The organism is Lysobacter arenosi (genome assembly GCF_016613475.2).
Classification (GTDB): Bacteria; Pseudomonadota; Gammaproteobacteria; order Xanthomonadales; family Xanthomonadaceae; genus Lysobacter_J; species Lysobacter_J arenosi.
The window spans coordinates 2,885,446-2,906,839 of record NZ_CP071517.1; the positions used below are offsets into that span (position 1 = coordinate 2,885,446).

At 68.6% G+C, this 21,394-nt stretch carries 16 protein-coding genes and 1 pseudogene; 12 read left to right on the plus strand and 5 right to left on the minus strand.

The annotated features are described in order from the left end of the window. The first annotated feature begins 63 nt into the window (after positions 1-63). A complete protein-coding gene (locus tag HIV01_RS13285) occupies positions 64-2,802 on the plus strand; it encodes a tetratricopeptide repeat protein (protein ID WP_200607829.1) in 2,739 nt (912 codons plus the stop codon). A 12-nt stretch (positions 2,803-2,814) separates the two neighbouring features. Here HIV01_RS13285 and HIV01_RS13290 read toward each other — a convergent pair whose 3' ends face one another. Then, the gene (locus tag HIV01_RS13290) at positions 2,815-3,024 is read right to left on the minus strand and encodes a YdcH family protein (protein ID WP_200607831.1); all 210 of its coding nucleotides are present in this window, start codon (positions 3,022-3,024) and stop codon (positions 2,815-2,817) included. Positions 3,025-3,129: 105 nt separating this feature from the next. Here HIV01_RS13290 and ttcA point away from each other — a divergent pair, with 105 nt between their 5' ends. The 3 genes from ttcA to HIV01_RS13305 all read left to right on the plus strand — a co-directional run bounded on the left by ttcA (position 3,130) and on the right by HIV01_RS13305 (position 5,948). Next, a complete protein-coding gene (ttcA, locus tag HIV01_RS13295) occupies positions 3,130-4,032 on the plus strand; it encodes a tRNA 2-thiocytidine(32) synthetase TtcA (protein ID WP_200607833.1) in 903 nt (300 codons plus the stop codon). A 110-nt stretch (positions 4,033-4,142) separates the two neighbouring features. Further along, the gene (locus HIV01_RS13300; RefSeq protein WP_200607835.1) at positions 4,143-5,048 is read left to right on the plus strand and encodes a recombination-associated protein RdgC; all 906 of its coding nucleotides are present in this window, start codon (positions 4,143-4,145) and stop codon (positions 5,046-5,048) included. Positions 5,049-5,147: 99 nt separating this feature from the next. Further along, positions 5,148-5,948: a M48 family metallopeptidase gene (locus HIV01_RS13305; protein WP_245156803.1), complete on the plus strand. Its 801-nt coding sequence runs from the start codon at positions 5,148-5,150 to the stop codon at positions 5,946-5,948. A gap of 42 nt (positions 5,949-5,990) precedes the next feature. Here the strand turns inward: HIV01_RS13305 and HIV01_RS13310 are convergent, their stop codons facing one another. Both HIV01_RS13310 and hemH read right to left on the minus strand, forming a co-directional pair. Continuing rightward, the gene (locus tag HIV01_RS13310) at positions 5,991-6,860 is read right to left on the minus strand and encodes an alpha/beta fold hydrolase (RefSeq protein ID WP_200608547.1); all 870 of its coding nucleotides are present in this window, start codon (positions 6,858-6,860) and stop codon (positions 5,991-5,993) included. Between the two features lie 14 nt (positions 6,861-6,874). Then, positions 6,875-7,900, minus strand: a complete 1,026-nt coding sequence (hemH, locus tag HIV01_RS13315) for a ferrochelatase (protein WP_200607837.1) — start codon at positions 7,898-7,900, stop codon at positions 6,875-6,877. Between the two features lie 276 nt (positions 7,901-8,176). Here hemH and HIV01_RS13320 point away from each other — a divergent pair. From HIV01_RS13320 to tatC, 4 genes and pseudogenes are all read left to right on the plus strand, one after another. Continuing rightward, positions 8,177-9,114: pseudogene (locus HIV01_RS13320) on the plus strand (lipid-binding SYLF domain-containing protein). A 56-nt stretch (positions 9,115-9,170) separates the two neighbouring features. Further along, complete coding sequence (gene tatA / locus HIV01_RS13325; RefSeq protein ID WP_200607839.1) at positions 9,171-9,407, plus strand: Sec-independent protein translocase subunit TatA; 237 nt, start codon at positions 9,171-9,173, stop codon at positions 9,405-9,407. 34 nt (positions 9,408-9,441) lie between these two features. After that, on the plus strand, positions 9,442-9,909 hold the full coding sequence (gene tatB, locus HIV01_RS13330) for a Sec-independent protein translocase protein TatB (protein WP_200607841.1): 468 nt from the start codon (positions 9,442-9,444) through the stop codon (positions 9,907-9,909). Then, positions 9,906-10,694: a twin-arginine translocase subunit TatC gene (gene tatC, locus HIV01_RS13335; RefSeq protein ID WP_200607843.1), complete on the plus strand. Its 789-nt coding sequence runs from the start codon at positions 9,906-9,908 to the stop codon at positions 10,692-10,694. The genes tatB and tatC overlap by 4 nt, the downstream gene beginning before the upstream one ends. 81 nt (positions 10,695-10,775) lie before the next feature. On the opposite strand, the gene HIV01_RS13340 is transcribed toward tatC, so the two are convergent. Both HIV01_RS13340 and HIV01_RS13345 read right to left on the minus strand, forming a co-directional pair. Then, positions 10,776-11,678, minus strand: a complete 903-nt coding sequence (locus HIV01_RS13340; RefSeq protein WP_200607845.1) for a hypothetical protein — start codon at positions 11,676-11,678, stop codon at positions 10,776-10,778. A gap of 58 nt (positions 11,679-11,736) precedes the next feature. After that, a complete protein-coding gene (locus HIV01_RS13345; RefSeq protein ID WP_280633566.1) occupies positions 11,737-12,474 on the minus strand; it encodes a glutamine amidotransferase in 738 nt (245 codons plus the stop codon). Between the two features lie 136 nt (positions 12,475-12,610). Here HIV01_RS13345 and glyQ point away from each other — a divergent pair, with 136 nt between their 5' ends. The 4 genes from glyQ to HIV01_RS13365 all read left to right on the plus strand — a co-directional run bounded on the left by glyQ (position 12,611) and on the right by HIV01_RS13365 (position 21,373). Beyond that, positions 12,611-13,519 carry a glycine--tRNA ligase subunit alpha gene (gene glyQ / locus HIV01_RS13350; protein ID WP_200607848.1) on the plus strand — a complete coding sequence of 303 codons (909 nt, stop codon included), beginning with the start codon at positions 12,611-12,613 and terminating at the stop codon, positions 13,517-13,519. A 22-nt stretch (positions 13,520-13,541) separates the two neighbouring features. Next, entirely contained in the window at positions 13,542-15,608 is a 2,067-nt protein-coding gene (gene glyS / locus HIV01_RS13355) for a glycine--tRNA ligase subunit beta (RefSeq protein ID WP_200607849.1), read from the plus strand. Between the two features lie 88 nt (positions 15,609-15,696). Next, a complete protein-coding gene (locus HIV01_RS13360) occupies positions 15,697-17,484 on the plus strand; it encodes an autotransporter assembly complex protein TamA (RefSeq protein ID WP_200607851.1) in 1,788 nt (595 codons plus the stop codon). 7 nt (positions 17,485-17,491) lie between these two features. Further along, the gene (locus HIV01_RS13365) at positions 17,492-21,373 is read left to right on the plus strand and encodes a translocation/assembly module TamB domain-containing protein (RefSeq protein ID WP_200607853.1); all 3,882 of its coding nucleotides are present in this window, start codon (positions 17,492-17,494) and stop codon (positions 21,371-21,373) included. Positions 21,374-21,394 lie beyond the last annotated feature (21 nt).

Consider the following 21,394-nt stretch of genomic DNA (forward strand, 5'->3'; position numbering starts at 1 on the left):
ACTTGCCAAAGTGCAGCTTCCGCGACGGAGGGGGCCGTGGCCGAGTCGCCGTCATCACTGAACATGTCGCCATCGCCAGGCATCTGGCGGTACGGCGAAGTCGTGCTCGACGAGCGCATTGCCGCGGTCCGGGCCGGCGCGGCCGAGGTCGAGCTCGACCGCAGCAGCTACGACGTGCTGCTGGCGCTGCTTCGCCACGCCGGCGAGGTGGTGACCAAGGACGAACTGCTCGAGTCCGGCTGGCCGGGGCGCGTGGTGTCGGAGAACTCGCTGGTCAAGGCGATCGGCCGACTGCGCCAGGCCCTGGGCGAGGACGGCACGGCGATCCGCGTCGTCCATGGCTACGGCTACCGGCTGGCGGCGGCGGTTCGGTTCGAGGCGGTCGCCGTGGAGAAGGTGCACGCCCACCCGCACGAAGCCGAGCGCCTGCGCGATGGCGACCGTCTGCCGCACCGTCCGGGCTGGCGCCTGGTGCAACGACTGGGCGAAGGCAGTGCCGGCGTCATCTGCCTGGCCCGCTCCGACAGCGGCGATACCCGCGCGATCAAACTGGCGACCAGCGAGAGCGGTCTGCGCAGCCTCAAGCGCGAGATCGCGCTGGCACGCTACATCCAGGCGGTGCGCGCCGACCTGCCGGCCGTGGCGCCGGTGCTGGGCTGGAACCTCGCGCAGCCGCCGTTCTTCCTGGAGATGCCGTACTACCCGCACGGCCACCTGCGCGACTGGGCGCAGGCGCAGGGCGGGCTGGGCGCACTGTCGTTCCAGCAGCGGCTGTCGCTGTGCGTGCAACTGTGCGAAGCGGTGGCCGCGCTCCACGAGATCGGCATCCTGCACAAGGACCTCAAGCCGGAGAATCTCTATCCGGTCGCCGACGACCAGGCACCGGGCGGTTGGCGCATCGTCCTCGCCGACCTCGGCGCCGGCGAAGCCGCACTGGCGCCGCAGCTCGCCGAACTCGGCCTGACCTACAGCCTCGTCGACGGCACCCATTCGCTGTCGTCCGCGCAAGCCGGCAGCCTGCTCTACATCGCGCCGGAAGTGATCGCCGGCGAAATGCCGACCCAGAGCAGCGACGTCTATGCATTGGGCGTGCTGCTGTACCAGCTGCTGGTCGGCGACCTGCGCCGTTCGCTGGCACCGGGCTGGGAGGCCGCGCTCGACGATCCGCTGCTGTGCGAGGACATCGCCCAGGCCGCGGCGCTGGATCCCAGGCAGCGCGTGCTCGATCCGCGCATGCTCGCCACGCGCCTGCGCACGCTCGACCAGCGCCATGACGAGCGCGACCAGGAACTTCGCAGGCGCGATGAAGACGAGCGCCGCGCGCGTCGCCGGGCCAGCGAGCGCACTCGCCTGCGCATGTGGGCGGCGGTCACCGCCGCGCTGCTGGTGGGCCTGGTCGCGACCACGGCGATGTCGGTGCGCGCCGATCGCGCGCGCCTGCTCGCCGAGGAAAACGCCCGGCAACGACAGGCGGTGCTCGACTTCGTCACCAGCGACGTGCTGGCACAGGCTGATCCGTATTCCGGGAAGGGTGACTCCGGCAAACCCACGGGCGGCAACCAGGTCAGCGTTCGCGACGCCGTCGATCGCGCCGCGGCGCAGGTCGACCAGCGTTTCGCCGACGATCCGGCGGCGGCGGCGACCGTCCATGCGCTGGTCGCCAATGTCTTCTTCGGCCAGGACCGGCACGCGCTGGCGATCGGTCATTACCGCCAGGCCCGCGCGCTTTACCGGGGCCTGGGTGCCGACCAGCTGCCGGCACTGATCCGGGTCGAGACCGGGCTGTGCGACGTGCAGCGCATCGCCAACGATCTGGCAGCAGCGGAGGAAGCCTGCGCTTCGGCACTTCGCTTGAGCGAGGAAGCGCCAGCGCAACGTCCGTTCGCGAGCCTGAAGATGGGCCAGCTGCGCACCGAGCAGGGCCGCTACCGGCAGGCGCAGGCGATCCTGCAGCCACTGCTGGCATCACAGGCGCTCAAGGACGATGCCAAGGCGCAGGGCGAGCTGTACTGGTCGCTGGGCCTGTGCGCGCGCGGCCTTGGCGAATACGGGCAGGCGCGCAAACATTTCGAGAACCTGCTCGCGCTGTACCGCAGCGCCGGCGAAACCACCACCTGGACGGCGTGGGCGTACAACTCGCTCGGCAGCGTGCTGGTGGAAACCGGCGATTACGACGCCGCCGAGCCACTCCTGCTCAATGCACGGCGCATCTTCGAGCAGACCCAGGGCGTCGGCCAGGTCGAGGCGCAGATGCCCAACATCTGGCGCACCGAGAGCCGCCTGCGTCGCGGCCAATGGCACGAAGCCCGCGCGCTGCTGCAATCCTTGCTGGACAGCTGGTCGGGGGCGCTCAAGCCCGATCACCCGCTGCCGCTGCGCGCGCAGGCCAACCTGGCGTGGGCCGAGGCCATGAGCGGCGATCGCGCCATCGCGCTGACGCGCCTGCAGGCGGCCATGCGCGATCGCGCCCGCCTCTTCGACCAGCCCGGCGATCGCGTCGTGCCGCGCGTACTGCGCTGGGTTCGCGCCGCGCTGGCGCTGGACAGGCTCGACGACGCCGCCACCCTGCTGGCGATCTACGACTCACGCGCCGACGAAGAGCTGCCCGCCGCCCATCCGTTGCGCGGCGAAGGTGATTGCCTGCGTGCGCAGCTGACATTGCGCCAGCGCGATGTGGGCCAGGCCCGCGGCGAGGCAATCAGCTGCGACAGGATGCTGCGGACGTTCTATTCGCCGGCGCACCCGCTGGTGCGCGAATCGGCGTCACTGCTGCAGCGCCTGGACCAGGCCGATCGGGGCTGAAGCCCCTTCCGCTCAGGCCGGTTCGTCGGGGATCAACGCGCTTTCCAGCCGCGAGATGCAGTCCTTGAGCCACAACTTGCGCTTTTTCAGCCGCTTGACCGTCAACTCGTCGGCATCGGGTTCGCGCACCAGGCGCTCGATCGCCACGTCCAGGTCGCGGTGCTCCAGACGCAGCTCGGCGAGCTGGCGTGCGAGGACGGCGGGATCGTCGCTTTCGATCATCCGCGAAGCTTAACGCGCCGGCGTTGCAGGCGACACCGCGCGCTCCCGGCATAACCCTGCCGGCATAAGCCGTGCCTGTTGGACGCCCGGTAGAATGGGCGTCCGATGAGCACCGTCCTGCCCCTTCCCGAACCTGCACCCCACGTGCGCGCCGTCCAGCGCCGCGCGCACGAGAACAACAAGCTGGCCAAGCGCCTGCGCCACCAGGTCGGTCGCGCGATCGCCGATTTCGGCATGATCGAGGACGGCGACAAGGTCATGGTGTGCCTGTCCGGCGGCAAGGACAGCTACACGATGCTCGACATCCTGCTGCAGCTGCAGGCGAAGGCGCCGGTGAAGTTCGAGCTGGTCGCGGTCAACCTCGACCAGAAGCAGCCCGACTTCCCTGAACACGTGCTGCCGACGTACCTGGAGTCGATCGGCGTGCCGTACCGGATCCTCGAGCAGGACACCTACTCGGTGGTCACGCGCGTGGTGCCGGAAGGCAAGACGATGTGTTCGCTATGCTCGCGCCTGCGCCGCGGGGCGCTGTACGCCCACGCCGCCGAGCACGGCTTCACCAAGATCGCCCTGGGCCACCATCGCGACGACCTGGTGTCGACGTTCTTCCTGAACCTGTTCTTCCACGCCAAGCTCGCCGGCATGCCGCCCAAGCTGTTGTCGGACGATGGCCAGCACGTGGTCATCCGCCCGCTGGCCTACGTGCGCGAGGACGACATCGAAGCCTACGCACAGGCCCGGCAGTTCCCGATCATTCCCTGCAACCTGTGCGGCTCGCAGGAAAACCTGCAGCGCAAGCAGGTCAAGAAGATGATGGACGCGTGGGAGCGCGAGACGCCCGGGCGCATCGAAACCATCGCCCGGGCGCTGGGCAACCTGCGCCCGGCGCAGCTGGCGGATCCGAACCTGTTCGACTTCCTTTCGCTCGGCCGCCGCGGTGACGCGCCGCTGCCCGATGCGCGTGCATGGCTGGCGGGTGAACCGCAAGGCGAAGACACGCCGGCCTGATGCGTCTGCAACCTGTTACCGTCATTGCCCAGCCTGCGCCATTCCCTCGAATCTTCGTCATTCCCGCGTTCGCGGGAGTGACAGCTTGATCTCCCTTTTCAGGATTCTCGATGTTCTTCCGCAACCTGACGCTGTTCCGCTTCCCCACCACCACCAAACTCGATGAACTCAACACCGGCCTGGGCGAATGCCTGCTCAAGCCGGTCGGCCCGCTGGAACTGTCCAGCCGCGGCTTCATCTCCCCGTTCGGCCGCGGCGACGACGAGCTCTCGCACACCCGCGGCGATGCCACCTGGCTGGCGGTCGGCGGCGAGGACAAGATCCTGCCCGGCTCGGTCGTCAACGACATGCTGGCCAAGAAGCTGGCCGAGATCGAACAGAAGGAAGGCCGCAAGCCCGGCGGACGCACCCGCAAGCGCATCAAGGACGAGCTGATCACCGACCTGCTGCCGCGCGCCTTCGTCAAGCCCAGTCGCACCGACGCGCTGATCGACCTCGGCCACGGCGTGGTCGCCGTCGACACCTCCAGCCGCAAGAGCGGCGAGAACGTGGTCAGCGAAATCCGCCGCGCGCTGGGCAGTTTCCCGGCCTTGCCGCTGAACGCCGAGATCGCGCCGCGCACGGTGCTGACCGGCTGGGTCGCCGGCGAGGAGATGCCCGAAGGCCTGTCGCTGGGCGACGAATGCGAACTGCGCGATCCGATCGACCAGGGCGCCGTGGTCAAGGTGCAGCGCATGGAACTGCAGAGCGAGGAGATCACCAAGCACCTGGAGTCGGGCAAGCAGGTCACGCGCCTGGCGCTGACGCTCGACGACCATGTTTCGTTCGTGCTCGGCGAGGACCTGGTGGTGCGCAAGTTCAAGTTGCTCGACGGCGCCGTCGACGAACTGGAGTCGACCGAGCGCGAGGACCTGCGCGCCGAACTCGATGCCCGCTTCGTGCTGATGGCCGGCGAGTTCAAGCGCCTGTTCACGGTCCTCGAAGGCGCGCTCAAGTTGTCCCGCGCCGAGCTGTGATGGCGCCGGCGCGCGGTCGTCACTGCTTCGAAACCTGCGACGGCCGCGAGCACGTATGATCGGACGCAACCGCGTTCGTACCCCACCGAGCCGTCCGCCATGCCTTCCCAGTTTCGAATGTTCGGTCGCCTGATCGCGCCGAAGCCACGCACGATCGAGCGCGAAGCGCTCGAGGTCGAACTGGATGAGGGCCGCACGATAGTCCTGCAGCGTGTGCGTGATCCGCGCTCGCGCCGACTGAAGCTGTCGGTCGACGAGCGTGGCGCGCGCCTGACCATGCCGACGCGCTGCAGCATCGCCGCCGCCGATCGATTCGTCGCCGAGCATCGGCAATGGCTGGCGACGCAACTGGACCGCTACGGCATCGATGGCGTGCCGGTACTCGAGCGCGACATCACCGCGCAGCTGCCGTTGCGCGGCGCGATGCTGCCGCTGCAGTGGCAGCCCGGGCGATTCAGCCGGCTCGAAGCGCTCGACGATTCGCTGGTGTTCACCTTGCCGGCGCGAGCCGGCGATCTGGCAATCCGCCGCGCCGCCCGTGATTTCTATGAGGCGCAGGCACGCGCCGACGTCGGCCGCTGGCTGCCGCGCTACCTGCCATCGCTGCCGCGGGCACCGCGGCGGGTGACGTTCAAGTTGATGTCGTCGCAGTGGGGTTCGCTGGCGCCCGATGGCTCGATGGCGCTGGACCTGTCTTTGGTGCTGGCCCGGCCGAGCGCGTTCGAGTACGTGGTCGTGCACGAGCTGTGCCACCTGATCCACGCCGATCATTCGCGCGCGTTCTGGCGCGAGGTGGAAGCGCGCTGCCCGCACTGGCGCGATGAGCGCGAGTATTTCCACGGCGAAGGACGGCAGTTGAAGGCGACGCTGCGGGCGTTGTGCGGGAAGGCGGCGACGTAGATTTGAGTCATCCCGGCGAACGCCGGGATCCAGGCCCTCGGCTCAGCCTTCGCGCGGCACCGTCAGGAAATCTCCGATCGCCGTCGCCACCATCTCCGGATCCTCCATGTGCAGGTGGTGCCCGCCTTCGAGCACGATCAGTTCGCCGCGCGGCAGCAAGCCGGCGCGCTCGCGACGCAGTTCGTCGGGCAGGTAGGGCTGCGCCGGACTGGCGAATATGACGCGCGTCGGGCATTCGATGCCGGACACCAGGTCGCGAACCTGCTGCTCGGTCAGGCGCTGCATCGACGGCAGCGTCAGGCGCGGATCGCTGGACCAGACGAAACCGCCCTCGACCGGAACCACGCCACGCTCGACCAGCATCTTCGACGCCGATTCGCTCAGCCGGCTGCCGACCTGGGCACCGGCGGCCATGCGCGCGCGCACCGCGACCATCGGATCGGGGAACACGCGCAACGACTTGCCTGGCAGCGCGCGCATCGCCGCGACCGCATCGCGCAGGCGCGAGACGGTGCGCTCGGGCACTTCGGCCAGCGCACCCAGTGCCTCGATCGCGACCAGTCGCTCCACCCGCTGCGGGCAGGCCGCGGCGACCAGACTCGAAATGCCGGCGCCCATCGAATGCCCAAGCAGCGCGAAGCGGTCCCAGCCCAGCGCATCGGCGACATCGAGCACGGCGTTGACCGCCGCGGCGAACGAATAGTCCGCACCCGGCGGCAGGTGCGCGCTGGCGCCATGACCGGGAAGATCCACGGCGACCAGGTCGATGCCATGCAGGTGCTCGGCCAGCGGCAGGAAGCTGGCGGCGTTGTCGAGCCAGCCGTGCAGGGCCAGCACGCGCGGCGCGCCCGGCTTGCCGCCACGCAGGCCGGTGATGCGACCCAGCGGGGTGTCGAGTACGAAGTCCTGCATGGGGTGTACGGGCATCAGTGCCAGGCCTCGAGGCGCTTGCTTGCGATGGCGGCCAGCGCGCGGGCATGGTCGCGACGGTCATTGAGGCACGGGATGTAGCGCAACGCGCCGCTGCCATCGGCGAACTGCGCGGCGAAGTCCTCGGCCAGCATCATCGCCACTTCCTCCAGCGTTTCGATGCAGTCGACCGGAAAACCGGGCGCGACCACGTCGAGGTTGCGCACGCCGCGTGCGGCCAGCGCGCGCAGCGTGCCCTGCGTGCTCGGTTCGAGCCAGCGATCGCGGCCGAAGCGCGACTGGTAGCTCAGCGTCCACGCGTCGTCGGCCAGGCCCAGGCGCTGCGCGACCGCGCGCGCACTGGCCTGGCACTGGCTGGCGTACGGGTCGCCGGCATCGACCAGGCGCTGCGGCAGCCCGTGGAACGAGAACAGCAGGTGCGCGCCGCTGCCGTGCGCAGCGCGGTGGTCGCGGATCGAAGCGGCCACCGTATCGACCCAGCCCGGGTCGAGGTGGTAGTCGTCGACCATCTGCGTCTGCAGGCCTTCGCCTGCGGCGGCCAGCACGTCGGCCACCGACGCGGTGGTGGTGGTCGAATACTGGGGATACAGCGGCAGCACGATCACGCGGCGCACGCCCTCGCTGCGCAGCTGGCGCAGGCGCGCGGCCAGTGACGGCGTGCCATAGCGCATGGCATCGATCACGCGCAGGCGCGGCAGTTCTTCCTGCACGACCCTTGCCAGGCGGCGCGTATACACCGCCAGCGGCGAGCCGCCATCGTCGCCGGGCACCCAGATGCTGGCGTACTTCCTGGCCACCGGCTTGCAGCGCAGCGGCAGGATCACCAGGTGCAGCAGGGGCAGCCACAGCGCTCGCGGAAGGGCGACAACGCGGCGGTCGGAAAGAAATTCGGCCAGGTAACGGCGCACCGCAGCGGGAGTCGCGGTGTCGGGCGTGCCCAAGTTGACCAGCACTAGTGCCGTGTCAGGGGTGGATGCGGGAGGCGCGTCGTCGCCGACGGCGATGCTGGCGGGGGCTTGCATCCGCATAGGATGACAGCTGGCCGCGAGGTTGCCCACGTTGTCGGGGCACGCTGTCAGTGCACGCTGTCGGGGCGGGACCCCCGGCATCGAAACCATCGCCGATCTGCCGTGGGATCTTTCAGCTTATGCGACGCAGAGGCGTTTGCGTGCTTTTACTTTCGCGCCGATTCGGTGAGGATTCATCGCCATATAACTAGCCTGAAGCGACTGCCCTGTTGGCGGTCGAGTCCACATCCCCTCGAGTCCGCCATGTCCCCCCGTCTGCCGTCACGCCGCTTGCCGCGCCTCGCCGTCCTGATGCTCAGCCTCAGCCTTGCCGTGACCGCGGTGGCGGGCCCGACCGAGGACCAGCGTGCCGTCGACGCGGTCCGCGTGCTCACGCAGATCCAGCAGATTCCCGAGTCCGGCATTCCCGACAAGCTGCTCGACGAAGCACGCGGCATTGTCGTCGTGCCTGATTCGCTCAAGATCGGCCTGGTCCTGGGCGGCCGTCGCGGCCACGGCCTGCTGTCGGTGAAGAACCCCGACGGCACCTGGTCCAACCCCAGCTTCGTCAAGCTCACCGGCGGCAGCATCGGCTTCCAGGCCGGCGTGCAGTCGGCCGATATCGTGCTGGTGTTCCGCAGCGATCGCGGCCTGGATTCGATCGTCAACGGCAAGGTCACCCTCGGCGCCGATGCCGGTGTCGCCGCCGGCCCGGTCGGCCGCAATGCCTCCACCGCCACCGATGGCCAGCTCAAGGCCGAGATCTGGTCGTGGTCGCGCGCCCGCGGCCTGTTCGCCGGCATCGCCCTCGACGGCGCCGTGCTGTCGATCGACGACGCCGCCAACGAAGCGGTCTACGGCAACGACACCACGCCGCGCATGATCTTCGAGGGCCGTGCCCACGGCCAGCCGTCTTCGGCCATCGTCGACTTCCGCGATCGCCTCGAGGAAGCCAGTTCGATCGCGCGCACCGCACGCAGCAACGCCAGCGCCGACGCGCGCGCCCGCGGCACCGCGTCGCCAGCACCGGCAGCGCGCCCGGCCACGTCGACGGCACCGGCCCCGGCGGCCACGACTGCGCCGATCCAGGCACCGCAGTCCGGCCCTGCGCAGGCCAAGCCGAGCCAGTTCGAGACCGTCGAAAGCCCGGTCAAGGCCGAACCGCTGCCCTGAACGGGTCGCCGGGCACCGGTCGAGCTGTTCTGGCGGTACTTCGCACACCCCGGTAACAACGTCGACTACGGCGCTGGGGTATCCTGAGCATCCATTTCCTGCGGACATACTCATGGGCGGTTTGAGTCTTTGGCACTGGCTGATCGTGCTGGTGATCGTGGTGCTGGTGTTCGGCACCAAGCGCCTGGGCAACGTCGGCAAGGACCTTGGCGAGGCCGTGAAGGGCTTCAAGAAGGGCATGCACGACGAGGACGACAAGCCTGCCGCGCAGCTGCGCGATGATTCGCGCGACGCCGGGCAGCAGTCCAGCGACACGGCCAACAAGCAAGACGACCGCACGCCGCGCTGACGCGGCGTGCCTTGACCTGCGTCGGTAGCCGGCCATGTTCGATATCGGCTTTTCCGAGCTGTTCGTCATCGCGATCGTCGCCCTGCTCGTGCTGGGGCCGGAGCGCCTGCCCAAGGCAGCGCGCTTCGCCGGACTGTGGGTGCGGCGCGCTCGCGCGCAGTGGTACTCGGTGAAGTCCGAACTCGAGCACGAGCTGGCCGCCGAGGAGCTCAAGCGCAACCTGCGTGATACCGAGCAGACGCTGCGCGACGCCCACGACGAGCTCAAGTCCGGCCTGGACGAGGCCCGCAACCGCATCCAGCGCGAGGGCGATGCCCTGCGCCGGGGCGTCGACGATATCGACGCGGAGTTGCGTGCGCCAGCTGGCGAAAGCGGCCCGGCCGCGGACAGCAGCACAGACAGCACGCCGCCGTCCGCCGATCCGTGGACGACCGAGCCCCATCCCGGCCCCGAGCCGCATGACCCCTCACCGACCGCGGACGACGCGGTCGAGCGCCGATGAATCGCGACCCTTCGCACGCCTCTGCCGGCACGGATCACGACAGTGACGCCGGCGCCGAACCGCGCCTGATCGACCACCTGATCGAGCTGCGCGCGCGCCTGCTGCGGGCGGTGGTCGGCCTGCTCGCGGTATTCCTGGTGCTGATGCCGTTCTCGGCGCAGATCTACGGCCTGCTGGCGGCGCCGCTGCTGGCGAACCTGCCGGCAACCGGGCAACTGGTCGCCAACGACCCGGCCGGCGGTTTCTTCGTGCCGATCAAGCTGGCCTTCTTCGCCGCGCTTTTGATATCGGTGCCGTGGCTGCTCTACCAGGCCTGGGCCTTCGTCGCTCCGGGCCTGTACCACCGCGAGAAGCGCCTGGCCGTGCCGCTGCTGGTGTCGGCGGTGGCGCTGTTCTACATCGGCTGCGCGTTCGCCTTCTTCCTGGTGCTGCCGTCGGTGTTCGGCTTCCTGGCCAGGTTCACCCCGGATGTCGTGGCGATGATGCCCGACATCGGCAAGTACCTCGATTTCGTCCTGGTGATCTTCCTCGCCTTCGGTGCCAGCTTCGAGCTGCCGGTGGCGCTGGTGATCCTGGTGCTGCTGGGCTGGGTCACGCCGCAGCAGCTGAGGGATTCGCGCGGTTACGCGGTGGTCGGCGTGTTCGTGATCGCCGCGATCATCACCCCGCCCGACGTGGTCTCGCAGCTGATGCTGGCGATCCCGATGTGCCTGCTGTACGAGGTCGGGATCATCGCCGCGCGCTGGCTTGTGCCGCAGAAGGCGGAGAGCGACGCCACGCCGTAACCTCGCCACCGGACGTGCAAGAAAAAGCCCCGCTTACGCGGGGCTTTTCTTTTGCCAGCGCCTGGAAGGCCGTGATCGAACTCAGACTTCGATGCTGTCCAGGCTCGGCGGCACCGCAACGGCAGTCTCGTCGCCGAACGTGTCACGCCATGCGTAGTAGCTGCCGGCGACCAGCACCACCAGCACCGCGGCGCCGTAGGCGATGTACACCATCAGCACCAGCACCGCGCCGAACAGGCCGCCGATCAGCGACAGCATCGCCGATACCAGCAGCATCACCAGTGCGCTCAGCGCAACGCTCAGGATGAACAACAGCGCGGCCAGGGCGTTGGCGCCAACATTGGAGATCGAAGCGCGCAGGCTGTCCTTGACCGCCGCCGAGAGGTTGGCGCCGGCGAACAGGATCAGCGGCACCGAGAACAGCATGATCGCGTAGCTGAAGTAGTTGAACAGCAGCTGCGCGGCCATCAGCAGGCCCGGGTGATCGGGCTGCGGCATGACCGGAACCGAGCCGCTCATCGCGCCGCGGACGGCGGCCATGTAGTTGGTCCAGTAGTCGCTGCCGGCGAGCACGCCGACCAGGGCACCGCCGACGATCGCCAGCACGATCTGGATCAGGCCCATCAGCGCCAGCGCGCCGGCCTTCTTCTGCCGGATCGGCGCAAACAGGTCGCGCGCACGCACCGGTCGCCCGGCTTCGGCCTCACGCACGACATGCATCATCCCGCCGAGCAGGATCGGCAGCAGGAACACCATGCCGACGAACACCGCCGCGATCGCGGGAATGATCTGGCCCAGGTCCGGCTGCCCGGAACGGGCCAGCATCGCCACCGGCACCACCAGGATCAGGCCGACGCCGTACAGCGTGCAGATGAACAACAGGGCCGCGCCGAAGATCGCCCGCGGACTGCGCCGGCCGACGTTGATTGCCTGAACGAACCAGGCCAGGCCCTGGCGCACCGGCACTTTGCGAATCTGCGTCATCGCTCTCTTTCCAATCTAGAAGTCGTTATGTATCGGTGCCGCGGTCGTCGACCGCGGCTCAATGATCGTGCAGGTTGCGCGCGTGGCGGACGAACCGGCGCAGCACGCGCCGCGCATGCGGCGTCGCGCTGACATCGCGTGCCATCGTTTTTGCACAACGGCCTTCGCGCTGCAGCGCGTCCTGCCTCGCCTGCACGTAGCCGCGCATGTGCGTGGCGCTGAATTCGGGATGGAACTGCACGCCCCAGGTGCGCTCGCCCCAGCGGAATGCATGGCAATCGTCCTGCTGCGAGCGGGCCAGCACGGTCGCGCCCTCGGGCGCGCGCAGCACGGTCTGCAGGTGCGTGGCCTGCGCGGCGAACTGCGCCGGCAGGCCGGTGAACAGCGGGTCGTGCTCGGCGTGCGGGTGCAACTCGAGTCCAATCGTGCCCATCTCGCGTCCGGCCGGGTTGTCGCCGACCTCGCCGCCGAGCGCATGCGCCAGCAACTGGTGGCCGTAGCAGATGCCGAACAGCGGCATGCCCGCCTGCGCGGCGTCGCGCAACCACTGCGCGCTGCGCTCGCTCCAGTCGCGGCGCTCGGTGACCATCGCCGCCGAGCCGGTAATGATCGTGCCGGCGAAACCTTCGCGCCCCGGCAGCGCCTGGCCGCCTTCGACATTGACCACCACCGCCTCGTCGGCCTCCAGGCCGGCGGCGACGCGTATCCAATGGGGAAAGCCACGATGACGGCGCATCGAGGCAACGGGCTGGCCGGTTTCGACGATCAAAAAGGGTCGCTTGTGGCGATGGGTCACGGTGCAGACAACACAGGCAAGGGTGGAACGACTCCCTGCGACTAGCGACTGGGCGCAGGCAGGAAGGGCAAAAAATCCAGCGGCATCAAGGCCCGCGGCTATACTAGCGCGCTTTGCAGCACGTCAATCGGGAACCATGGCCGCACCTACCTTCCAGGAACTGATCCAGCGACTGAACGCCTTCTGGGCGGACCAGGGCTGCGTGCTGATCCAGCCGCTCGACCTGGAGGTCGGCGCAGGCACGTTCCACCCGGCCACGTTCCTGCGTTCGCTCGGCCCGGAGCCGTGGAATGCGGCCTACGTGCAGCCCTGCCGCCGCCCCACCGACGGCCGCTACGGCGAGAACCCCAACCGCCTGCAGCGCTACTACCAGTACCAGGTGGCGATGAAGCCCAGCCCCGACAACATCGTCGAGCTGTACTTCGACTCGCTCAAGGCGCTCGGTGTGGACCCGCTGGTGCATGACCTGCGCCTGGTCGAGGACAACTGGGAATCGCCGACCCTCGGCGCCTGGGGCCTGGGCTGGGAAGTCTGGCTCAACGGCATGGAAGTGACGCAGTTCACGTATTTCCAGCAGGCCGGCGGCATGGAATGCCGTCCGGTGCTGGGCGAGATCACCTACGGTCTCGAACGCCTGTGCATGTACCTGCAGAACGTCGACAACGTCTTTGATCTGGTCTGGACGCACGGTCCGGACGGAACGCCCGTTACTTACGGCGACGTCTACCACCAGAACGAAGTCGAGCAGAGCGCCTACAACTTCGAACACGCCGACGTCGCCGAACTGTTCCATCGTTTCGACGCCTGCGAAGCCGAAGCGCAGAAGCTGATCGAGCTGGGCCTGCCGCTGCCGGCCTACGACCAGGTCTGCAAGGCCAGCCACAGCTTCAACCTGCTCGATGCGCGCCGCGCGATCAGCGTGACCGAGCGCCAGCGCTACATCCTGCGCGTGCGCCGCATTGCCCAGGGCGTGGCCGAAGCGTATTACGCGCAGCGCGAGAAGCTCGGCTTCCCGGTGCTGAAGAAGACGCAGCAGCCTGCGTAAGAAGAACGAGAAACGTGACGACATGAAACCGCTGCTGATCGAACTGGGTACCGAAGAACTTCCCGTCAAGGCGCTGCCCGGCCTCGCCCAGGCCTTCTTCGATGGCGTGATCGATGGCCTGCGCAAGCGCGGCGTCGCCTTCGCCCGTGGCGAATCCAAGCCGCTGTACACGCCGCGCCGCCTGGCCGTGCTGCTGCCCGGCGTCGCCGACGAACAGCCGGAACAGAAGTCCGAGGTGCTCGGCCCGTACCTCAACATCGCCCTCGACGCCGACGGCCAGCCGACCAAGGCCCTGCAGGGCTTCGCCGCCAAGGCCGGCATCGACTGGACCGCGCTGGAGAAGACCAGCGACGGCAAGGGCGAGCGCTTCGTCCACCGCGCCGTCAAGGCCGGTGAGCGCACCAGCGCGCTGTTGCCGGAAATCCTGCGGGAGGCCATCGCGGCCATGCCGATCCCCAAGCCGATGCGCTGGGGCGATCACGACTATGGCTTCGCCCGCCCCGTGCACTGGCTGGTGGTGCTGCACGGCAAGGACGTGGTCGATGCGCAGATCTTCGGCGTGACCAGCGACCGCATGAGCCGCGGCCATCGCTTCATGCATGACAAGCCGGTCTGGTTCAGCACGCCCGGCGACTATGTCGAGTTCCTGCGTGGCGCCAAGGTGCTGGTCGACCCGGACGAGCGCCGCGAACGCATCGTGCTGGAGGTCAACGCCGCCGCGACCGCGGCTGGTGGCAGCGCGCGCATCGACAGCGGCATCCTCGAGGAGGTCAACGGCCTCACCGAGTGGCCCAAGGCGGTGTCGTGCAGTTTCGAGCGGCAGTTCCTGGCAGTGCCGCAGGAAGCGCTGATCGCCACCATGGAAACCAACCAGAAGTTCTTCCCGGTGCTGGACGCCGAAGGCAAGCTCAGCGAGCACTTCATCGGCATCGCCAACATCGAGTCGCGCGACGAGAGCGAAGTGCGCAAGGGCTACGAGCGCGTGATCCGCCCGCGCTTCTCCGATGCCAAGTTCTTCTTCGTCGAGGACATGAAGCAGGGCCTGTCGGCGATGAACGACGGCCTGAAGACGGTCAAGTACCAGGACAAGCTCGGCTCCATCGCCGACAAGGTCGCCCGCGTTGCGACGCTGGCCGAGATGGTGGCCGCGCAGGTCGGTGTCGACCCGCAGCAGGCGCGCGAGGCCGCGCTGCTGGCCAAGGCCGACCTGCAGTCGCGCCTGGTCGGCGAGTTCCCGGAACTGCAGGGCATCGCCGGTCGCTACTACGCCGCGGTCGAAAACCATCCGCTGGAAGTCGCCCACGCCCTCGACGAGGCCTACATGCCGCGCTTCGCCGGCGATGCGATCGCGCCGAGCCCGCTGGGCCAGGTGCTCGCCATTGCCGAGCGCCTGGACACGCTCGCCGGCGGTTTCGCCGCGGGCCTCAAGCCCACCGGCAACAAGGACCCGTTCGCACTGCGTCGCAATGCGCTGGGCCTGGCGCGCACCCTGCTCGAAGGCGGGCACGACGTGGTGCTGCACGACCTGGTCGAGCGCGCGCTGTCGCTGCAGCCGGTCCAGGGCAAGGACATCAGCAGCTACGACATCACCAGCTTCGTCTACGACCGCCTGCGCGGCTATTACGCCGACCGGGGCGTGGCCGGCACGCAGTTCGACGCGGTCGAGAACGTCGCGCACGACTCCTTGCCGGACTTCGACCGTCGCCTCAATGCCATCGGCGAGTTCGCCAAGCTGCCCGAGGCCGAGGCACTGGCCGCGGCCAACAAGCGCATCCGCAACATCCTGCGCAAGGTCGAGGGCGTCGTTCCCGACGCGATCGATCCGGCCCTGTTCGTCGAGCCGGCCGAGCGCGAGCTCGGCGAGGCCGTCGACAGCGCGGTGGCCGATACCGATCCGCTGCTCGACGGCCGCGATTATGTGGCCGTGCTCGGTCGCCTTGCGCGCCTGCGCCCGCAGGTCGATGCGTTCTTCGACGGCGTGATGGTGAACGTCGACGATGCGAGCATCCGCAACAACCGCCTCGCCCTGCTCAAGCGCCTTTCCGAGCGGCTGGGCAGCGTGGCCGCGATCGAGCACCTGTCGATGTAATGCCAACCCAGGCCGCGGCTGCAATGCGCCGCGGCCGGCTCACGGATTGTTCACTGGCTGACGGATGAAGCCCGGTTATCCTGCATTGATGCGCCCCAAGTACCGTCTGTTGGCCACCGCCGTGTTGACGATCGCCGCAGCCGGGAACGCCCAGGCGGCGAAGGTCACGGCTGTCGATATCCGGGGCCTGGGCGAGGTTGAAACGCTGAACGTGCGTGGCGCCTTGTCGCTCGTCCAGGCGATCGGCAAGGACCTGTCCGGACGCCGCCTTGGCTACCTGGTCCGCGAAGCCGATGACGAGACGCGCGAGGCGCTGGAGCCGTTCGGCTACTACTCGCCGAAGATCGAAGTCACGCGCGAAGGCAGCGGCGACAACACCAAGGTGATAGTCACTGTCGCCCTCGAGGAGCCGGTGCGCGTGCGCCGCGCCGACATCGCCATCATCGGCGAGGGCAGCGAAGACAGATACCTGAAGGAAGACCTGGCGGCGTTCAGGCCGCAAACGGGCGACATCTTCGACCACGCGCTTTACGAGGCCAGCAAGACCAAGATCACCCGGCGCCTGGCCGAGCGCGGTTACTTCGATGCCGACTTCACCTCGCGCAGGGTCGAGGTCACGCGCGCGCAGCATGCCGCTGACATCGACCTGGTATGGACCAGCGGCGGCCGCTACGACATGGGTCCGATCACCTTCGTGCAGACGCCGCAGACGATCATCCGCAACAGCCTGCTCGACAAGCTGGTGTACTGGGAACAGGGCAGCTACTACCACCAGGGCAAGCTAGATCGCTTCCGCGAATCGCTGGCGCGGCTGGACTACTTCTCCTCGATCGAAATCGAGCCAGATCCCGAGAAGGCCGTCGACAACCAGGTGCCGGTCGCAGTGACCCTCACGCCCGCCAAGCGCACCGTCTACACCGCCGGTGTCAGCTACGGCACCGACAGCGGTGCCGGTGTGCGGCTGGGCATGGAGCGCCGTTACGTCAACGATCGCGGCCACAAGGCACTGGGCCAGATCGACTGGACCGAAACGCGCAAGACCGCGACGGTGCAGTACCGCATTCCCGCCTTCGCCTGGCTCGACGGCTGGTACACCTTCAGTGCCCAGTACTACGACGAGCAGAGCGATTACATCGACACGCGCAAGGTCGAGCTGGTCGCCAGCCGCAGCGGCCAGATCAGCCGACGTCTCAATGCGATTGCCTCGATCCACGCACTGCGCGAGCGTTGGGCGTATGTCGCCGACGACGATGGCGACGTCAGCACGCCGGTGCAGTACCGCAACGCCACGTTCCTGTATCCGTCGCTGCGCGGTGATTACATCGATGCCGACGACCGCATCTTCCCGCGCAAGGCGATCGGCATCACGCTGGAGGTGCGCGGTGGCCTGGAAGGCGTCGGTTCCGATGCCAACTTCCTGCAGACCTGGGGCGTGGCCCGCTGGTACCACGGCATGGGCGCGAACAATCGCCTGATCGTGCGTGGCGAAGCCGGCGGCACGTTCACCAACGCGCTGGTCGACATGCCGCCGAGCCTGCGCTTCTTCGCCGGTGGCGACCGCAGCATCCGCGGTTATGCCTACCGTGAAGTCGGGCCGTCGACCATCGGCAGCGACGGCAAGAAGTACGCGCTGGGCGCCAAGAACGTGCTGACCGGCTCGGTCGAGTTCGAGCATTACTTCAACGACACCTGGGGCGCGGCCGGCTTCGTCGATGCCGGCGATGCCTTCGACGACACGCCGGACATCCACACCGGCGTAGGCTTCGGCGTGCGCTGGAAGTCGCCGGTGGGACCGGTGCGGTTCGACATCGCACACGGCCTGAAGGACCCGGACTCGCAGTACGAGATCTACCTCAACATCGGCGCAGACTGGTGAGGTGGTCATGAGCGAACAGACACCGCAAGGCAGCAACCAGACGCCCCCCGACCCGCACGAGGAGCGCATCGCCGAGCTGCGCCAGCGCCGCCGCGCACGCCTGCGCTGGCTGGCGATCCGCGCGAGCCTGCTTGCCGGCGTGCTGACGCTGGCGCTGGCCGCCTTCGTCTACTGGCTGCTGACCACGATCGGCGGTCGCGACCTGTTGCTGGCGCAGATCGTTTCGCGGCTGCCGGAGAACGCGGCGCTGTCGTGGCGCTCGGTCGACGGCCCCCTGACCGGCCCGCTGACGATGAACGGCGTGCGCTTCACCTATGACCGCATCGTGTTCACCGCCGACCGCGTGCACCTGGATCCGGCGATCCGGCCCTTGATCCGCAAGCGCCTGCGCCTGGATGCGTTGCAGATCGCCAATGCGCACCTGGAGCTGCCCAAGAGCGACGAGCCGTTCGAGCTTCCACGCTGGCCGGAGGTGCTGCCGGAGATCGCGCCACCGCTGGAACTGCAGGCCGACGACGTGCGCGTCGATCGCTTCCTGGTCACGCAGGAAGGCGAGGAGCTGATCGACATCCGCACCCTGCGCACCGGCCTGGATGCGCAGCAGGGCAAGCTGCATGTCGAGCGCCTGTACCTGGACAGCAGTTACGGCCGCTTCAACCTCAACGGCGACTACGTGCCGCGCGAGGACTACCGCACCAACCTGACCGCGAGCGGCCTGCTCGCCGCCGCCGATGGCCGCACGCCGGCGCGCATCGGCCTGGTCGCGCGCGGCGACCTGTCACGCATGAACGTCGCCATCGCCGGCCACGTTCCCGCACCTCTGCATGCGAGCCTGGTGCTGCACGGCAAGGACGATCCGCACTGGAACGTGGTCGTCGATGCCGAAGGCCTCGACCTGGGCCTGGTCACGGCCGCCGAGAAGAGCGACGACGACCAGCTGCTGATCGGCAGCTTCAGCGCCGACGGCGTTGGCGGCAACGCCAACCTGCGCGGCGAGTTCCGCCAGGGCGACCTGGTCGCCACCGTGCTGCCGTCGAAGGTGCGCCTGGAGAACCAGGTGCTCGACGTGCAACCGCTCGCGCTGCGCGTGTTCGATGGCGCGGTGACGCTGCGTGGCCATGCCGATTTCAAGGATCCGGAGAACGCCAGCTTCCGCTTCGCGGTGAACGCACGCGAGCTGAAGTGGGGCGGCGAGAAGAGCACGGCGCAGACATCCGGCGGGGCGGCGGAAGCATCGCCGATGATCGGCGCCGATGCCGACCTCGGCTTCGCCGGCACGCTCAAGGCCTGGGCGGCGATCGGCAACGCGACACTCAGTCGCGATGGCGAGAAGGCGCTGGTGCAGTTCGATGGCCGCGGCAACGACGAACGCATGCTGCTCAAGACGCTCAAGGCGACGATGCCCAGCGGCAGCCTCGATGGCAGTGGCAGCGTGGCCTGGGCGCCGGCGCTGGGCTGGGACATCAATGCCCGCCTTGCCGGCTTCGATCCCGGCTACTTCGCGCCGGAGTGGAAGGGCTCGATCAACGGCCAGCTGGCGACGAAAGGCTCGACGCGCGACGACGGCGGACTCGAGATCGGCGTTGACGCGACCAATCTCGGCGGCCGCCTGCGCAACCGCCCGCTCAAGGGACAAGGCCGCTTCACCATGCACGGCGCCGGCACGACCGGCGGCGAGACCGCCTACGAAGGCGATGTCGCGCTGTCGCTCGGCGGCAGCCGCATCGATGCCAAGGGCAAGGTCGCCAGCAATCTCGACGTCGACGCGAAGTTCTCGCCACTGGTGCTGAGCGACCTGTTGCCCGACGGCGCCGGCACGCTGCGCGGGACGCTCAAGCTCAGTGGCCCGCGCACGGCGCCGGACGTGGTCGCCGACCTCACCGGCAGCGGCCTCAAGTACGGCGACTACCGCGCCGATTCGCTGAGCGCGAAAGGCCGGCTGCCGTGGCAGCGCGGCAACGGCGCGATCGCGGTGCGCGCCAGCGGTCTCGATGTCGGCGTGCCGGTGTCCTCGCTGACATTGGATGCGCGCGGCGCCGTCGAAGCCCTGCAAGTGCAGGCGCAGGCGCGCGGTGACATCGGAACGCTCGAGTTGTCGGGCAATGCGAACAAGCGCGGTACGACCTGGGAAGGCGCACTGGCCAGCTTCCAGTTGGCGCCAGCCAAGGGCGCATCGTGGCGGCTGCAGCAGGCCGCGCGCTTCCGCTGGGACGGCCGCAATGGCGCGTTGAGCAACAGCTGCTTCGCCTCCAGCGGCGGCGGTTCGCTGTGTGCCAGTGCCGACTGGCCACGGCGTGGTCTCGACCTGCGCGGCCAGGGCCTGCCGCTGACCCTGCTGGTGCCCTACCTGCCCGAGCGCGAGGAGCGCCGGCCATGGCTGCTGCGTGGCGAGATCTCGCTCGAGGGCCAGCTGCGCCCGGTCGGCAACGCCTGGCGCGGCCAGTTCAACCTGCGCTCGGCCGGTGGTGGCCTGAAGAACAGCGAGCGCGCGCGACGCGAGATGCTCAGCTACGACAACCTCGTCCTCAATGCGACCTTCGATCCCCGGCGCATCAATGCCGAGCTGAGCACGGCGTTCAACAGCGGTGGCCACATCGACGCGCGCATCACCACCGGCTGGGACGACTTCGCGCCGATCGCCGGCGAGGTGTCGGTCAACACCGACGAGCTGGTGTGGATGGAACTGTTCTCGCCGGACATCGTCGAACCCAAGGGCCGGCTCGATGCACGCATCACCCTGGCCGGTACGCGTGCGCGTCCGCAGCTGGGCGGCCAGGCGCGGCTGTCGCAGTTCACCACCGAACTGCCGTCGTTGGCGATCGTGCTGGAGGACGGCGATATCCGCCTCAACGCCCAGCCCGATGGCAGTGCGCGCATCGATGGCCTGGTGCGTTCGGGTGAAGGCATCCTCAATGTCGACGGTTCGCTCAACTGGCAGAACATGGACGCGCCGCTGACGCTGACATTGCGCGGGCAGAACGTGCTGGTGTCGGACACGCGCGACCTGCATGCGGTGGCCAGTCCCGACATCCAGGTGCGCTACGCCGCAGGGCAACCGTTGCAGGTCACCGGCACGGTGACCGTGCCGTCGGCGAAGATCGACCTGGAGCGGCTCGACCAGGGCGTGTCGGCGTCGCCCGATGTCGTCGTGCTCGATCCGGAGGACCCGGAGAACACCGGCGCGACGCCGCTGGAGCTCGACCTGACCCTGGCGCTGGGCGACGACGTGCGCCTCAACGGCTTCGGCCTGGACGGCAGCCTGGGCGGCAAGATGCGCGTGCGCTCGCATCCCGGCCGCGAGATGACCGCCAGCGGCCAGCTGAGGGTGCAGGGTCGGTACAAGGCCTACGGGCAGGAACTCGACATCACCCGCGGTGAGTTGTCCTGGTCGAACGGTCCGGTCGCCGACCCGATCCTCAACATCCGCGCCGAGCGCGTCGTCGGCGATGTCACCGCCGGCGTCGACATCCGCGGCCGCGCCAGTGCGCCGACCGCGAACGTCTGGTCGGATCCGGCCAGTTCGCAGTCCGAGGCGCTGGCCTACCTGACCCTCGGCCGCCCGCTGGCCAGCGCCAGCACCGACGAAAGCAAGCAGCTCAATGCCGCCAGCGCCGCGCTGTCGGCCGGCGGCAGCCTGATCGCCTCGCAGCTCGGCGCCAAGCTCGGCCTCGATGATGCCGGCGTCAGCGACAGCCGCGCGCTCGGCGGCAGCGTGCTGGGCATCGGCAAGAACATCTCACCGCGCCTGTATGTCGGCTATGGTGTGTCGCTGCTCGGCACCGGCCAGGTGGTGATGCTGAAATACCTGTTGCGCAAGGGCTTCGACGTGCAGATCGAATCGAGCACGCTGGAGAACCGCGCGTCATTGAACTGGCGCAAGGAGAAGTAGCGCGTCGTGCTAGCCTGCCCG